The organism is Campylobacter sp. 19-13652 (assembly GCF_019702925.1).
Lineage (GTDB): Bacteria > Campylobacterota > Campylobacteria > Campylobacterales > Campylobacteraceae > Campylobacter_A.
Window position 1 is genome coordinate 748,141 of record NZ_AP024713.1, and the last position, 13,135, is coordinate 761,275.

The window sequence follows — 13,135 nt, forward strand, 5'->3', positions numbered from 1 at the left end:
CTTACTCCCCTTTTATGGCTTCTAACACAAGTTTAACATAGCAAATTTTAACAGGCTTGTTGTATGGTATGGTAAGCTGGGCTCCGTTTGTGTTTTTAAAGGTATGGTGCGAGCCTTTAACGCTACGTAAATGCCAGCCGTGAGCTAAAAGCAGGCTTTTAATAGTCTCAAGGCTTGCATTTTTTGGATTATTTTTAATCTTTTCTAGTAGCTTGTCTTTTTGGCTCACACTATCCCCTTACATTTTATAAGTGTATTATACTTGTAATGCACTTATAAAATGCTTAGAATTTCAATAATATAAGCCTTTATAACCTTGTCGCCCTTTTTTAGAATTTTTATTTTTAATTTCACTGGCTCTTTGTTTTCAGCTTTTCTGATTAGCTTTATTCTTTCATCTGCTGATATTATATCTGAATTCAATAGTAGCTTAAAGTCTTGCAATTTAAATGGCTTGCCGTCTTTTAAAAAATCCTGATTAGCAATAAGCCCATCTACTATCTCAAAATGCTCGCTCTCGTCGTTGCTAGCCCTACTAGAGCGAAAAGTATCTGCGTGCGTTAGTGGGGTTTGGTCTTTGTATATTTCTGGGTTTATGTATGCTACTTCGTCATTTTCCAATATGGAAGTGATAGCTCTTTTGCTTGCATTTGTAGCCCTTTCTATGTCCCTGTTATCCTTTACTTGACTTAAGGCATCGATTACCGCTTTTAGCCTGGTCGTTTCTTGATTGCTTTGTATCTGGGCTATATCTTTGTCTATCGACCTTGAATAAGAATATCCACCAGTAACGGCTGCAGCAATACAAATCAGAACAACCATACTTTGCCAACCATTCATATTCTCTACCGCCTGCCTTAAAAAATCTGTAATGTCTGCCTTTATACTTAGACACCCTTTATTGAGATGAAATTTTAGCACCTCTTGGCTTATATTAATATCAAAATGCTTGTTAATAGCCATTATAAAATCATCATAGCTTTTTTGATATTCCACTATAAGCTGAGCTATCCTAGCGTCTATTACGCTTGGGTCATAGTCTTTAAACCTGCCACCATCTAGCTTTATTTCGTAGTTTATGCCACTAATGTGTTATTTGTATATCTCTTGGATTTTGCAGCAGACTTTCTTTTAACGTTAAAAACTCTTGCAATGAGCGAATACTAATTTTATTTTCTTGCATTATAATCTCCCTAAAAAATCTTATTTTCGCCGTCTTTTTATGGGGCGTATAACTTGCACCACTCTAGCCATTTCTAACTGGCTATAAACTGCTTCATCGTCAATATCAATAGTTCTAGGAAAAAACTCAGGGCTGTTATTTATAGGCTTGAAAGTGATGGTGTTATTGTTGTCTTTATTATAAATTTTTATCGCAACCTCATTAAATAACCTATAATAGACCAAGTCGCCGTCCTCTAATTTATCAAACTTATCACATACTACCACATCTCGGTCGCAGATTTCAGGATACATACTGTCGCCAGTCGCCACTACCGCAAAAAGTCCCTCACGCCACATTTTATCAGGGTAGTATACTTGTAATGCAATTATAATATTCTTAGTTTATTCCTTGGTCGCTTAGCAAAAGTCCACTTTTTAGGCTAAGCTTGCCACAAACTTTAGCTAAAATTTCAAAGTTATCAACTTCTGGGTCAATTATAAACTCTCCATAGCTTAAGTTCATACTAATTGTTTTTACCTTTTTACCTAAAAAAGCAAGCTTTTTTACCATCACGGTATCATCTACCCTAAAGACATAAATTCCATCTATTGGTTGAAAGTGTCTGCCAGCGACCATTTCAACAATCACAAAATCCCCATCGTAATATTCAGGCTCCATGCTATCGCCAAAGCACCTAAAAGCCTTAATAAATTTAGGATTTGGGTAGTAAAGTTCAAGTACACTTTTGTGTATTGCTAGACGGTTTTCAACTTCAAAGTTATTATCAAATACCCCAGTGCTACCGCAACCAGCTGGCATAGAAAAAGCGTCAATATACATTATCTCATCTTTTGCCTGCTCTGCTTTTGCTATCTTATTTGGGTTATCACTAAAAAGCATATTTGCATCCTTTTCCCCACAAATGGCTAATGCGAAACTGATAAAATCAGGGCTTGGGGTGCGCTGCCCGCTCCTGTAGGCTTCGACTGTCTTTTTAGAAGTATCTACTCCGTAATCATAGCTTAGCTCAGATACTCTTGCAGAGCTAAGACCAGCTCGCTTAAACATATTTGTTAGCCTTTTTGCAAAATCGCTCATAATATACTCCTTATTTTATTGATGTAAATTTATCACAAAATGTAGTATTTATTTTAACTAAATCGTAGTAATTTAAAAAAACTTTAATGCTACTTAATGTAGAATTATCTTTATGGATACGAAAAAGCGAATTAGAAAATTTTTATTTGAATGTGGCAAGTCAAAAAGAACTATTGAAAGTTACTTTTGTGGTAGTCGTCGCCCTGATGGCGATACTAGAGAACTAATAAGGGTCAAATTTAAAATACCCACTAGTGTGTGGGGAGACAGACAAAAACTTATTGAGTTTGGATTATTGCGAGCCAAAAAGACACCCAAATGAGCGAGTAAATGACTAACTATACCACAAGGGGCTATGAGAGTGAATAAGCAAAAGGAGCGCACATAAAAACTATACAAACTGCGATAAATTCAGTGCTTGATAGGTTTTTTAGCACTCATGAAAAAGTCAACAAACCAAATAAAAAAGGAGGCAAAAATGAGTTCACCAGAAAAAGAAAAAATGCAAGAGTTAATAAAAGAGATAGATGAGTTTATAAAAAGCAGTGAGGAAAAGCAAAAATGATGAGCTTTGTTTTAAACGTGCTGGCTGTGGTTGTGGGGCTTGGGCTATTTTACGCCTTACCGCTACTGTTTGGGCTAATTTGCTTTGTTTGCATATTAGGCAGCGTGCTAATAAATGAGTGCGTAAGAATATTAAATTTAAAGGCAGAAAAATGAGACTAAATTATAAAACACCCGACACGCTTGAGATTATTCTTTTTAGCGCTTTAGTGGCGTATTTGGTTTATATGGCAATAAAATAAGGAGCGAACAATGGCACAGAAAAAATACTACTGGTTAAAATTACAAAAAGACTTTTTTAAAGACCCACGTGTGAAAAAGCTCCGCCGTATAGCAGGTGGGGATACGTATTGTTGCATATACTTGATGATACTACTTCATAGCCTAGAAACCGATGGGATAATAACCTATCAAGGCATAGAGAATAGTTTCTCTGCTGAGCTAGCTCTGATATTAGATGAGGATGAGACAAATATCGAAGTAACACTAAGCTATTTATTAGCTCAAGGCTTAATGGAGCAGTTTGACAATGAGTATGTATTAAACCAAACTGTAAATTTAATCGGCTCAGAATGCGAAAGTGCAAGACGTGTAAGAGCTATGCGAGAAAAAAGAGCAGATAAGCAAATTTCAAAAAATCAAAAAGCCCTAAAAAACGACGTTTGCGATGAAAAAGCGTTACATTGTAACGCCTCTGTAACAGAGTGTAACGAAACTGTAACGACAGAGAAAGAGATAGAGTTAGAGAAAGAGATAGAGTTAGAAGTCGCTATCGCTCCTAATGCGTGCGTGCGCACGTGCGAGAGCAAAACGACATCGCAGCAAGAAAAATCAAAACCCAAAGGCGATAAATTCAAAAAACCCACAGTCGATGAGATAGCCAGCTACATAAGCGAAAGGGGCTATGACCTAGACGCAGAGCATTTTTACGACCACTACGAGAGTAATGGCTGGTGTGTAGGCAAGGCTAGGATGAAAGACTGGAGGGCAACTGTACGAAACTGGGCGAGAAATCCTCTGCCAAAGGCTAGCAATAAAGCGCAAGGCTATCAAAAGGGGCAGCTAAGAGATGACATAGACTACGCAAAATATGGCTTCCCCGTGGAGAGTGAGATAATCGAGGGTGAATTAATAGCCCATAATAGCACGCAAACGGCTCATAATTTAACAAACGCACCTTTAGCAATACCAAGACAGCCACAAATAGGCAAAATGGCTTTAAGCGCTTCAAATGAGCCTAAAACAGTCCAAGGGGGTTTATGATGAAGCTAAATGAGCGACAGCAGATAATCAAATACGCCCTAGAGCTAAATGACGTGGGGGCTTTGGTATGGGATAGGACGCTAGCTAACGTAAGCCAAAGTGAGCTGTTTGAATTTTTTAGTTTCAGGCTTCAATTTATCGCCCCAATGGTAAGCAAAGAGCTAGCCACTATGCAAGCACTTAGGGCATATGAGAAGCTAAAAACTCTAAGAGCACTAAAGGCTGGGTATAGGGTATTTGAGAGCGTGCAGGCGTTAGAGAGCTTTGTTAAGGAGCATTTTAGAGGTGAAGCCTTGTCAAATGGTGGCGATGGTAGTGGATTTTTTGAGTACGGCATAATCTCAGTCGATAATGACGGTGAGCTAAGAAACCAACACGTTATCGTAAACGGAGCATATCAAAGACTAAATACAACTGAAGCGGCAGATTATTACAACTGGCTACTTGATAATCAGCATAAAATAGGCGATATTAAGCGATATACGACTGAGGAAGTAGCGAAAATAGATAAAGAAATAGAACAAAAAAAGAAAGAGCAAAATCAAAAAGCACAAGAAGCAGCAATAACGCTAAGTGCTAGCAAAAAAGCAAACCCAAATGTGGCTATGCTGCCGCAGATGATAGCAAAACTATCACAGGCAAAAAGGATAAGTGCGTGAGTGTTGATAAGACGCGTATCATCATAAAGCTAGAAAGCGGCATTAAGCCTATGGTTTATTTTTTAGACAGTGAGGGCAAGCGGCTAAATGAGGGCTATCTTAGCGTATCTTTAGGCACAGCGGTAAGTGAGCTAATTACAATGCTAAATGAGGCTAAAAAGCAAGCGTGGAGTAGGAGAATGAATAAAGCGCAAGGAGAGCTGGGGATATGAAAATGCGTAAACTATCCGCGCAAAAGTGTGAAGCTGTGATGATATTTAAGCATGCGATGAGCGGGCGGTTAAATTTAAAAGCTGGGGCTATGCTAGAGCAAAGACTTAAAGCACTTGATGAAATAGACGCTGCTTTAAAGCGTAGCCAGCTAGAAAAAATAGAGCAAGATAGAGTGATACAGTGGGCTAGGAGCGTGGGGTTAGTGTGCTTTAGAATAAGCAACGGCGACGGTAAGAAAAGCGCTGTGGCAGGGCGTCAGGCTAAGCTAAATGGGGTGCTTGCTGGGGTCAGTGATTTGCAGTGCATACACCTAGGGCGAAAGAATTTATTCATAGAGATGAAGCGACGTGGCGGCAAGCCTAGTGATTTAAGCGAAGCTCAAAGGGCATTTGGGGAGTTTGTAAATGCGAGCGAGAATAATGCTTTTGTAGTGGGGTATGGAGCAGTTGATGCGATAGGAAAGATAAAGGGGTGGCTTGATGCCTAGAATAGCAGGCAAAGAAAATGATTTTTTCATATTCTTGCAAGAAATTCTAACCAAAGAACAACTACAAGCCGTACAGTGGCGTTTTATGGGTTGCAGTGTTTATATCCCAAAGCCAAATCATAGTCGACTTGTTTTAGAAAAATACTTTTTAAAGTCCAACAAATATCAAGGAAATGTTAGTAAAAAAATCATAGCCCAAGAAATTCAAAGTGAATTAGAAAAACTTGATATAAAACTAAGCGAGGAACAAATCAAGGAAATAGTAAAATATGGCGAAAAAGCAAAAGCTAGAAATAATAAACGATAAAACAATAGTCAGCATAAGCACACTTATTAGAGTTGCCACAGTGCTTGGGTATACCCAAATGGCAGAGCCACATAAGGTAGCTGAGCTAATAGATGAGGGGCTACCTACGTATGAAAGCGGCAAAGAAAAAAGCTTTGCGCTAGAGGACTGCCTAATCTGGTATCAAGAGAATGTGCTTGAGTTTGATGATTTAAAAAGTGCAAAACTAAAAAGCGAAATAGAATACAAAAAGAGCCAAACAACTAAGATAAATTTTGAATATAAAATAGCCCGTGGCGAGTTTATTCCAGTTAAAGAGTTAAGTCAGCAACAAGCCGAATTAATAACCTTTATTAAAAACTGGGATAAAAACTCCCTAAAAAATATAAAAGAGCCTGAGCTTAGGGGCAAAATAGACGCTATTTACAAGCAAAAATGGGAAAGTCTAGCAGAGGAGCTATCTATGTTAAAGCAAAAAGAGCTAGATAAATGAGCTTTAAAATTACCCAAAGAATGATAGCTGCTTGTGAGTACAAAGACTTTATACCGCCTGATGAATGGGCGTTAAAATACTATCATTTTGATAAGACTTCAGCCGTGGGTGTTGGTAAATTTAACTTTAAACACGCCCCTCATCAAAAATTGCCACTTCACTACATAGGCAAAAATGAAGTAAGAGAGATAACACTTTGGGTAGCTAGTCAAACAGGAAAGACTACGATAGCTATGATAGCCTTAAATTGGTATATGGATAATAGAGGTGGCAATGCTATGTTTTTCTTGCCAAGTGATGAGCTAGTAAATAGCACCGCAACAAACAGAATACTCCCAGCCATTGCAAAGACCCCAAACGCACAATCACTAATAGCAGAGAAAAAAGAGCGTGGCTTACGAGAAAATACCAAAGACATACGCTATCTAGGCGGAAGTGTTAGAGTGCTAAGCTCTACTAAAAGCGCAAACAGAAAATCAACCCCAGCAGCATTTATCATAATGGACGAAATTAGCGAGATGAAGCATGAACACGTAATGGAAATAAGCGAGCGCGCTAAAACCTACGAGCAATATGGAGCAAAAATCATAAAAACATCTACTGCTATGCACGATGATGACCCCATTGTATTTGCTTATGAAGCAAGTGAGGTTAAATTTGAATACTCATTAAAATGCCCATATTGCTCCAAAAGCCATATCGATAATTTCTTAGAAAATATCAGATACCCAAACATTGATGAGTTTGATTTAGAAAATGAAAAAACCCCAAGACTAAAGCTAGCCGCATATGCTCAGCTAGCTAGTAAAAGTGCTAAATATGAATGTCCGCATTGTAAAAAGCTATGGGACGATAAAGATAAGGATAATGCGATAGACGCTGGTGCGTGGGTGAGAACTTCAAGCGTTGACACTGGTAGAAGCGTGGGCTTTAAGGCTAGCTCATTTATATCTAAATTTGTCAGCATAGCTGAGCTTACAAGGCAGTTTTTATTATGCGATAACGACGAGCAAAAAGCAGCGTTTTATCGTGGCTGGCTAAATCAAATTTATACCCCTGAGATAAAAACTACACCCCTAAGCGAACTTGAAAAGCTAAGAAATAAAGAGCTAAATCAAAATAAGATACCAGATGATACTGTAGGGCTATTTGGGGCAATAGACGTACAAAAAGACCACTACTATTATCTTGTTATGGCAGTAGATAGTAAATTAAACAGGCATATTGTTGATTGTGGTAGGTTTAATAGTGATGTTGAGCTTATAAATTTTGTAGCTAGTGTTGGGTTTTTTAGAAAAAGTGATAACAGCGAAAAAGAGCCAGTTTTTATTGAGTGCTTTGCAATTGATAGCGGCTTTAAAACAGATGAAATTTATCAGCTATGTTATAACTTAAACCATTTCTTTGATGATTACAGCCCACAAAAAGAGCGTATTTTGGCAAATAGGCAGGGCGAGCTAATAACAGCTATACCGATTAAGGGCGCAAGCACAAACAACAGCAACACAACAGGCGATTTAGGGCGCATAGTCTCGATTGATAAAGACATAAACGGAAAGGCGTTTGAGGGTGGACTAAGTCTGCACGTAATAAATACTTATCTATGCAAAGACACACTAATGACGCACCTTGATAATCAAATAAACGATAAAGACGCAGAACGGCTACAGGTATATCACAAAGCCCCAGAGAGCTTGCTAAAAAGCCTTGTAAGCGAGCATAAGGTACAGGTAAAATCAACCAGTGGCAAAGTCATTTTTGCATATGAGCCAATTTCGGCGCACCCATTTAACCACTACCTAGACTGTGCCACATACTGCTATTATCTAATAGCTAGATTTAATGTGCGCTTTAGAGCTAGCGCATATGCAATTAGTATGTCAAATAACTCAGTATCAAATAAAGATAAAACATCAAAGACAAGGGATTATTTGGATGAGTTTTAGCCAGTTTTTAAGCTCTATCTCATAGCGCAAACGATATAATAAGAAAATGAAATTTGAAGTATCTTTTATAAATGAGACGGCAGAAGCGGAGTTTTTAAGCTTGCCTGATGGTTTAAAAGCTCGTGGCGTGTATATGATTGATATGCTTGAGCTTGGCTTGCGTGGTGAGCCACATACCAAAGCTTTGGATGATGGGCTATTTGAACTACGTATTAAGTCCAAAGAGGGCATAGCAAGGAGCCTATTTTGTTATCAAATCGGCTCACGCATAGTGATTTTACGCACCTTTATTAAAAAGGACAATAAAATCCCAAGCAATGAGCTAAAAATCGCCAAAGCTAGACTAAAGGAGCTAAATGATGATAAGCTTTAAACAGACTAAGGATAAGCTACTAAAAGACCCAGCCTTTAAGGCGGAGTACGAAAAGGCAAAAGTCGAGCTAGAAACGGAGTTTGCCCTGCTTGATAGCCTAAAGCAGGCTAGAAATGAGAGCAAACTAACTCAGGCTGAAATAGCCCAGCGTATGGGGACAAAACAATCTGCCGTCGCTAGACTGGAGGCTGGCGTGTTTAATGCCAAACTAGATACCATTATCCGCTATGCACGAGCGATTGGGCTAAAAGAGCTTAAGATAGCATTGTAGACTTAATACATAGGGTGGTAGCCACCCTGAAACACAGGATAATAAATTTAAAATCCCATAGGGTGTCAGCCACCCTATGGGACTGGGTTTTAAAATGAAAATTCCCTAGGATTTATTAAAGATTAATCAGCTACAACCTTATATACTATCTTTTCATTATCAGCTGAGATTATATTTATTATTATGTCTTTAAATCTAATCTGCTTTTGTTTAGGGCTGTATAAGAGATTTTGCGAAAAGGCAGGGCGTGCCATATCATCTCCAGTATACTCCCTATACACCATAGTGATACTGTTATCATTTTTGCCAGTGTAGATTATTTCATAGCTTGATTGTTTGGTTTTTGTTGGTTTACGAGTGCTACTAGGGACTTTTTTGTATTCAAATTTAATGTCAGCTTTATCTATTGTGGCGTCGTAGATTTCATTACCTGCAGCTGCTATTTTTAGAATAAAATTATCATCTTTATCTACCATAAGTGCGATTGGGTCTAGGTATGGTATAGTATAAAGCGTAAGCCTTTGATTATCTAGGTCTATCGCGCCAGCCTTAAGAAAAATGTCGTCATCATCAATACGGAATTTTGCGTTTAACTCTGGAATATTTAAATGAAATCGTTTATTAAAAACATAGCCTTTTTTATACCAGCGCGTCTCAGTGTATTCAGAAACTTTTATTATGGCATTACCAACATAGGCGGTTTGTTCTTTGTTTATTTCATAATTTTTATCAAAAACCGTTTCTGTATCATAATAGCTTTGATATGCGTAATTACCAAGCCTTTTGCTAGCAAGATAGCTTGGTGCGTCAACGCAACCAACTATTGTAAAAGCTATAACCAAAAAGACAAATAAACTTACACCTTTAAAGCTTCGTCGTGTAATAGTGCTTGCTTTATCTATACTCATTTTAACTCTCCTATTCTTTTGAATTTATTTATTTTATATTAAATATTCTGAAAAAATTTTAAAATGTGCGTCCATTACTAACGCTTTTTGACCTTTGATTTCAGTAATACTTTTTTATACATTTTTGGATTTTTAAAAAATCGCCATTTAAGCTAAAATGCCTAAAAATACGGCATTAAAAAGATTTTTTGTTTTATGGACTTTATTACGATTTTGGGGAATAATTTCGGTATCAGTTGCAGGAAAGCAGCCCGCAACTGAAATAAATAAGAAAGGAGATTAAAACAAATGCAATCCACTCTGTTTTGGGTTGTTTTAATCTTGTGTTTAATCATAACAGAAGCAAGATAAGAAACAACTTAGCCCTCTAAATAAAATTAGGGGGTGGGGTTGCATTGATTTAATCTCACTTGAAAGGATAGAAAATGAGACGTTTAAAATATGATGAGTGCTTAGAGATAAATAGAAGGTTTAGTTTTAACTTTGCCGAAGTGCCTATAAGTGCCTTTGATAGCCTTTTTAAAATGGCTTGGACTTATACAGATGTTGATTTTTACACAAAATGCGAAGAGTATGAATTTTCTTTGGCTTACCTTGTAAAGGATAAGGCATTTTTTTACGAGCTTAGCAAAAACCAGCTTAGGAAAATCGAGCGTTTAGGCTGGGTAGTTATGGAGATTGATGACGCTATTTATTTTACGCTTGAGCGCATATTTAAATACACGGCTGATTATGAGCGTAGCGGAATAAGTGAAGTCGTAGCCATTAGGCAAGTGGAGTTATTAAAAGCACTTGGGAAAAAAATTGTTTTAGATAGGCTTTAAGATAAAACCCTTTCTAGTTAATCCGTGGTGGGTTGGGTGGGGATTAACTAAGAAAGGAGATTAAAAAAATGCTTTGCGTTGTAATTTTAACGCTAATCGCCTTAATAATTGCTTTGAGTAAGCTTTAAAGGCTAAGGCGTTGCCTCTTGTTTTGCAGGGGGCTACAACGCAGGCAAATTAAATTTAAAAAGGATAACAAAATGAAAAGCGTAGTTTTAGTTTATACTGGCGATAGCTGGCTAAGCCACTCAAGTTTAAATTTGGTGGGTGTTTGCCCTGATATGGATAAGGCGTTTAAGTTACTTAAAAAAGCTTGCAGACGTGATAAGGGGAAAATAGGCTTTATTGATATTAACGCTAGTGAGCCACAAGGGGAAATAATTTATCCTGGCGATGAGTATGGGGCGTTTTGCTTGCGTAGTGTAAAAGTTAGCGAAGTGCTTTAAAAGATAAAAAAGCCTTTCTTTAGTCGTGGGTTGGGAATGGTGGGGACTAAAGAAAGGAGAAATAAAAATGTGTATAGCTATTTTAGCCCTAGTTTGCTTAATAATTGCTTTGAGTAAGCTTTAAAGGCTAGCCCCCTTAATGGGGTGGCTATACACAAATTAAATTTTAAAAGGATAACAAAATGAAAAGAGATACAATTATTAAAAAACTTAAAAAAGTTGATAGCGGTTTTAGTGTTGATGGTAGCATTATCTACCTAGACGGCAAAGCAGTTGGCAATACAAACGGACACCCAAACAATATCTACTTAATTATTTTTTATTCGGTGGCAGATTTGTTAAAGTATCATAGTGGAGAAACCACTTGTTTGTTATAGGTGTTTAAGGCTGGGGGCGGTATAATAATGATACGTAAATGGCAAGAATTAAGCTTAAACGCTTTATTTAATATTGGAGTGGCGTTCTTTGCTGGTGGTGTGTTAAAAATGGCACTAGATACAGGCGTTGTCCTTGGTGCCTTTTTGGTGGCGTTAAATGGTGGGCTGGGGATTTTTCTTTTTAGTCTTGTGGCTTATTACCTAGAGAAAGGGGGCGAAAAATGAGCGGTTGGGATTTTGTTGTGGTGTTGTCTTTTGCATGGGTAGCTTTTGCGGCGAGCTTGTTGGCGTTTGTTGTCATAAAGGATAAAAGAGCAAATGGCAAAAAAGTGCTTGGGGGGAGAAAATGGCAGGCGATGAAATAGCGACGTTAATATCGTGCGTTTTTACATTCGGGGCGGCGTGTGCTTTGGCTTATGTGATTTATACAGACAAACACAGAGCAAAGAGACAAGGGAAAATATATTAAAAGGAGAAATAAAATGGCTGAAATATTTGAGATAATATCTTATGTTATATTGTTTTTAGGAGTAACGCAAATTTTAGCGGCTTTTGGTGTGGTTTAAAAGCCACTCTATTATAAAAGACTTCAGGGGCTAGGGGTAGAAATCTCTAGCCCCTTTTTTATTCTTTAATTTTCTCTAAAGCCTAACTACTAATAAGAATATCAACAAAAATAAACTAGCACTACGGCATACAAGGACAAGTTTATTATATTTGTGCTATCATTTCATCTTAACACAGGACAAGAAAACATCTAATTTTTTGTATAAAAAAAGGATAATTAATTTATTTTTTTAAGTTTAAAATATACATTTTATCAAAAATTATACTAAATTGATATTATGTTGGTTAAGAAAAGCGTCAGTTTTACAAGGTATAATTACGTCTAAAAATTAATAGGTTCTTTGAAAAAACGGGCTTCTTAGGGGTCGTCAGTGCCGCAAAAATATTTTCTCTGTCAGGATTTTAAAATTTTTGCAGACTTTAAAAAAAGTACTATTACGTAGTAATAGTAAAAATTCCAAAGTCTGCAAAAGTACCCCATATTTTAAATAAATCTATTTTTAATCAACGCAATTTTATGCTTGCTAAATACTAATAAATTTAAAGCAACTTTTTATCAAATTCAAATCTGTTTTCTGCCATATTTTTACCTAAAAATTATTCGTTTTTTCTAAGGCTTTAAATTAATTTTATTTTTAAGAAAAAGCCTAAAACCCAAATATACTTAAGCTTTACTTGGCTTTTAAAACTTTAATTCCCCACAAAAACAATATACAATTTTTATAAAATCAAAAAAGGGGCGAAAATGGGCGAAAATCTTGCGGATAACCTACCTAGCACAGAAATTGGCGAAGTAAAGTCTACTGCACCTATTCGCGGAGCTTCTTTAATCTCAAACACTAAGGAGCGTTTAGCGCAAGCAGAGCCTACAACACAAGATTTGCCTAATAAGCAAACAGAGCCTCTAGCCAAATCAATAACCAGCAAAGAAGCCACGCCACAAAATAGCTATGAAACAGATAGCTACACCCTAAAAGACCAGCTAATAGACGTCCGTCAAGCCATAAAAAAATTAATAAACACAAATATCGCAAGTTACAAAATAGGCGAACAAGAGATTGTTAAAAATAGATTAAGAGACCTGCAAGCTAGGGAGCGTTATTTAATAGAACAAATTCAAGACCTAGGTGCTGATTATGACCCACTTAGTGCTCCACCAGCAGTCAAAAAAACATTCATCTCATTCGAAAGATAA

Annotated in this window: 22 protein-coding genes; 17 read left to right on the forward strand and 5 right to left on the reverse strand. The window is 37.0% G+C overall.

What is annotated here, in order from left to right; all coding sequences use genetic code 11:
* Position 1: 1 nt before the first annotated feature.
* From LBC_RS03675 to LBC_RS03690, 4 genes are all read right to left on the reverse strand, one after another.
* Positions 2-229 (reverse strand): type II toxin-antitoxin system HicA family toxin, encoded by a 228-nt coding sequence (locus LBC_RS03675; RefSeq protein ID WP_221254753.1) that lies wholly within the window; start codon positions 227-229, stop codon positions 2-4.
* A 44-nt stretch (positions 230-273) separates the two neighbouring features.
* Complete coding sequence (locus LBC_RS03680) at positions 274-996, reverse strand: hypothetical protein (protein WP_221254754.1); 723 nt, start codon at positions 994-996, stop codon at positions 274-276.
* A gap of 207 nt (positions 997-1,203) precedes the next feature.
* Entirely contained in the window at positions 1,204-1,557 is a 354-nt protein-coding gene (locus tag LBC_RS03685; RefSeq protein ID WP_311721255.1) for a S24 family peptidase, read from the reverse strand.
* Positions 1,558-1,561: 4 nt separating this feature from the next.
* Positions 1,562-2,263: a S24 family peptidase gene (locus tag LBC_RS03690; protein ID WP_221254756.1), complete on the reverse strand. Its 702-nt coding sequence runs from the start codon at positions 2,261-2,263 to the stop codon at positions 1,562-1,564.
* Positions 2,264-2,702: 439 nt separating this feature from the next.
* Between LBC_RS03690 and LBC_RS09010 the strand changes: the two genes are divergently transcribed.
* From LBC_RS09010 to LBC_RS03740, 11 genes are all read left to right on the forward strand, one after another.
* Positions 2,703-2,828 carry a hypothetical protein gene (locus LBC_RS09010; RefSeq protein WP_260173439.1) on the forward strand — a complete coding sequence of 42 codons (126 nt, stop codon included), beginning with the start codon at positions 2,703-2,705 and terminating at the stop codon, positions 2,826-2,828.
* Positions 2,825-2,983 carry a hypothetical protein gene (locus LBC_RS03695; RefSeq protein WP_221254757.1) on the forward strand — a complete coding sequence of 53 codons (159 nt, stop codon included), beginning with the start codon at positions 2,825-2,827 and terminating at the stop codon, positions 2,981-2,983. The genes LBC_RS09010 and LBC_RS03695 overlap by 4 nt, the downstream gene beginning before the upstream one ends.
* 96 nt (positions 2,984-3,079) lie before the next feature.
* On the forward strand, positions 3,080-4,090 hold the full coding sequence (locus LBC_RS03700; protein ID WP_221254758.1) for a phage replisome organizer N-terminal domain-containing protein: 1,011 nt from the start codon (positions 3,080-3,082) through the stop codon (positions 4,088-4,090).
* Positions 4,087-4,749 (forward strand): hypothetical protein, encoded by a 663-nt coding sequence (locus tag LBC_RS03705; protein WP_221254759.1) that lies wholly within the window; start codon positions 4,087-4,089, stop codon positions 4,747-4,749. The genes LBC_RS03700 and LBC_RS03705 overlap by 4 nt, the downstream gene beginning before the upstream one ends.
* The gene (locus tag LBC_RS03710) at positions 4,746-4,961 is read left to right on the forward strand and encodes a hypothetical protein (protein ID WP_221254760.1); all 216 of its coding nucleotides are present in this window, start codon (positions 4,746-4,748) and stop codon (positions 4,959-4,961) included. Before LBC_RS03705 ends, LBC_RS03710 begins: the two co-directional genes overlap by 4 nt.
* The gene (locus LBC_RS03715; RefSeq protein ID WP_221254761.1) at positions 4,958-5,449 is read left to right on the forward strand and encodes a hypothetical protein; all 492 of its coding nucleotides are present in this window, start codon (positions 4,958-4,960) and stop codon (positions 5,447-5,449) included. The genes LBC_RS03710 and LBC_RS03715 overlap by 4 nt, the downstream gene beginning before the upstream one ends.
* Positions 5,442-5,756, forward strand: a complete 315-nt coding sequence (locus LBC_RS03720) for a hypothetical protein (RefSeq protein WP_221254762.1) — start codon at positions 5,442-5,444, stop codon at positions 5,754-5,756. Before LBC_RS03715 ends, LBC_RS03720 begins: the two co-directional genes overlap by 8 nt.
* Complete coding sequence (locus LBC_RS03725; protein ID WP_221254763.1) at positions 5,719-6,228, forward strand: hypothetical protein; 510 nt, start codon at positions 5,719-5,721, stop codon at positions 6,226-6,228. The genes LBC_RS03720 and LBC_RS03725 overlap by 38 nt, the downstream gene beginning before the upstream one ends.
* Positions 6,225-8,174: a terminase gpA endonuclease subunit gene (locus LBC_RS03730; protein WP_221254764.1), complete on the forward strand. Its 1,950-nt coding sequence runs from the start codon at positions 6,225-6,227 to the stop codon at positions 8,172-8,174. The genes LBC_RS03725 and LBC_RS03730 overlap by 4 nt, the downstream gene beginning before the upstream one ends.
* A gap of 46 nt (positions 8,175-8,220) precedes the next feature.
* The gene (locus LBC_RS03735; protein WP_221254765.1) at positions 8,221-8,547 is read left to right on the forward strand and encodes a type II toxin-antitoxin system RelE/ParE family toxin; all 327 of its coding nucleotides are present in this window, start codon (positions 8,221-8,223) and stop codon (positions 8,545-8,547) included.
* On the forward strand, positions 8,531-8,818 hold the full coding sequence (locus tag LBC_RS03740) for a helix-turn-helix transcriptional regulator (protein WP_221254766.1): 288 nt from the start codon (positions 8,531-8,533) through the stop codon (positions 8,816-8,818). Before LBC_RS03735 ends, LBC_RS03740 begins: the two co-directional genes overlap by 17 nt.
* Positions 8,819-8,940: 122 nt before the next feature.
* On the opposite strand, the gene LBC_RS03745 is transcribed toward LBC_RS03740, so the two are convergent.
* Positions 8,941-9,726: a hypothetical protein gene (locus LBC_RS03745; protein ID WP_221254767.1), complete on the reverse strand. Its 786-nt coding sequence runs from the start codon at positions 9,724-9,726 to the stop codon at positions 8,941-8,943.
* A 425-nt stretch (positions 9,727-10,151) separates the two neighbouring features.
* Between LBC_RS03745 and LBC_RS03750 the strand changes: the two genes are divergently transcribed.
* The 6 genes from LBC_RS03750 (at position 10,152) to LBC_RS03775 (ending at position 13,135) form a co-directional block, all read left to right on the forward strand.
* On the forward strand, positions 10,152-10,550 hold the full coding sequence (locus LBC_RS03750; RefSeq protein ID WP_221254768.1) for a hypothetical protein: 399 nt from the start codon (positions 10,152-10,154) through the stop codon (positions 10,548-10,550).
* A gap of 200 nt (positions 10,551-10,750) precedes the next feature.
* Positions 10,751-10,996, forward strand: a complete 246-nt coding sequence (locus LBC_RS03755) for a hypothetical protein (RefSeq protein WP_221254769.1) — start codon at positions 10,751-10,753, stop codon at positions 10,994-10,996.
* A gap of 182 nt (positions 10,997-11,178) precedes the next feature.
* On the forward strand, positions 11,179-11,373 hold the full coding sequence (locus LBC_RS03760) for a hypothetical protein (protein WP_221254770.1): 195 nt from the start codon (positions 11,179-11,181) through the stop codon (positions 11,371-11,373).
* Positions 11,374-11,400: 27 nt separating this feature from the next.
* On the forward strand, positions 11,401-11,598 hold the full coding sequence (locus LBC_RS03765) for a hypothetical protein (protein WP_221254771.1): 198 nt from the start codon (positions 11,401-11,403) through the stop codon (positions 11,596-11,598).
* The gene (locus tag LBC_RS03770; RefSeq protein ID WP_221254772.1) at positions 11,595-11,738 is read left to right on the forward strand and encodes a hypothetical protein; all 144 of its coding nucleotides are present in this window, start codon (positions 11,595-11,597) and stop codon (positions 11,736-11,738) included. The genes LBC_RS03765 and LBC_RS03770 overlap by 4 nt, the downstream gene beginning before the upstream one ends.
* 947 nt (positions 11,739-12,685) lie before the next feature.
* Positions 12,686-13,135, forward strand: coding sequence for a hypothetical protein (locus LBC_RS03775; protein WP_221254773.1), 450 nt, complete (start codon positions 12,686-12,688; stop codon positions 13,133-13,135).

Excerpts from the sequence above, each read along its gene's own strand:
- LBC_RS03695 (WP_221254757.1), top strand. The coding sequence starts at position 2,825 with ATGATGAGCTTTGTTTTAAACGTGCTGGCTGTGGTTGTGGGGCTTGGG.
- LBC_RS03735 (WP_221254765.1), top strand. The coding sequence starts at position 8,221 with ATGAAATTTGAAGTATCTTTTATAAATGAGACGGCAGAAGCGGAGTTT.
- LBC_RS03755 (WP_221254769.1), top strand. The coding sequence starts at position 10,751 with ATGAAAAGCGTAGTTTTAGTTTATACTGGCGATAGCTGGCTAAGCCAC.
- LBC_RS03760 (WP_221254770.1), top strand. The coding sequence starts at position 11,179 with ATGAAAAGAGATACAATTATTAAAAAACTTAAAAAAGTTGATAGCGGT.
- LBC_RS03765 (WP_221254771.1), top strand. The coding sequence starts at position 11,401 with ATGATACGTAAATGGCAAGAATTAAGCTTAAACGCTTTATTTAATATT.
- LBC_RS03700 (WP_221254758.1), top strand. The coding sequence starts at position 3,080 with ATGGCACAGAAAAAATACTACTGGTTAAAATTACAAAAAGACTTTTTT.
- LBC_RS03690 (WP_221254756.1), bottom strand. The coding sequence starts at position 2,263 with ATGAGCGATTTTGCAAAAAGGCTAACAAATATGTTTAAGCGAGCTGGT.
- LBC_RS03720 (WP_221254762.1), top strand. The coding sequence starts at position 5,442 with ATGCCTAGAATAGCAGGCAAAGAAAATGATTTTTTCATATTCTTGCAA.
- LBC_RS03730 (WP_221254764.1), top strand. The coding sequence starts at position 6,225 with ATGAGCTTTAAAATTACCCAAAGAATGATAGCTGCTTGTGAGTACAAA.
- LBC_RS09010 (WP_260173439.1), top strand. The coding sequence starts at position 2,703 with ATGAAAAAGTCAACAAACCAAATAAAAAAGGAGGCAAAAATGAGTTCA.
- LBC_RS03725 (WP_221254763.1), top strand. The coding sequence starts at position 5,719 with ATGGCGAAAAAGCAAAAGCTAGAAATAATAAACGATAAAACAATAGTC.
- LBC_RS03745 (WP_221254767.1), bottom strand. The coding sequence starts at position 9,726 with ATGAGTATAGATAAAGCAAGCACTATTACACGACGAAGCTTTAAAGGT.
- LBC_RS03770 (WP_221254772.1), top strand. The coding sequence starts at position 11,595 with ATGAGCGGTTGGGATTTTGTTGTGGTGTTGTCTTTTGCATGGGTAGCT.
- LBC_RS03775 (WP_221254773.1), top strand. The coding sequence starts at position 12,686 with ATGGGCGAAAATCTTGCGGATAACCTACCTAGCACAGAAATTGGCGAA.
- LBC_RS03705 (WP_221254759.1), top strand. The coding sequence starts at position 4,087 with ATGATGAAGCTAAATGAGCGACAGCAGATAATCAAATACGCCCTAGAG.
- LBC_RS03715 (WP_221254761.1), top strand. The coding sequence starts at position 4,958 with ATGAAAATGCGTAAACTATCCGCGCAAAAGTGTGAAGCTGTGATGATA.
- LBC_RS03740 (WP_221254766.1), top strand. The coding sequence starts at position 8,531 with ATGATGATAAGCTTTAAACAGACTAAGGATAAGCTACTAAAAGACCCA.
- LBC_RS03750 (WP_221254768.1), top strand. The coding sequence starts at position 10,152 with ATGAGACGTTTAAAATATGATGAGTGCTTAGAGATAAATAGAAGGTTT.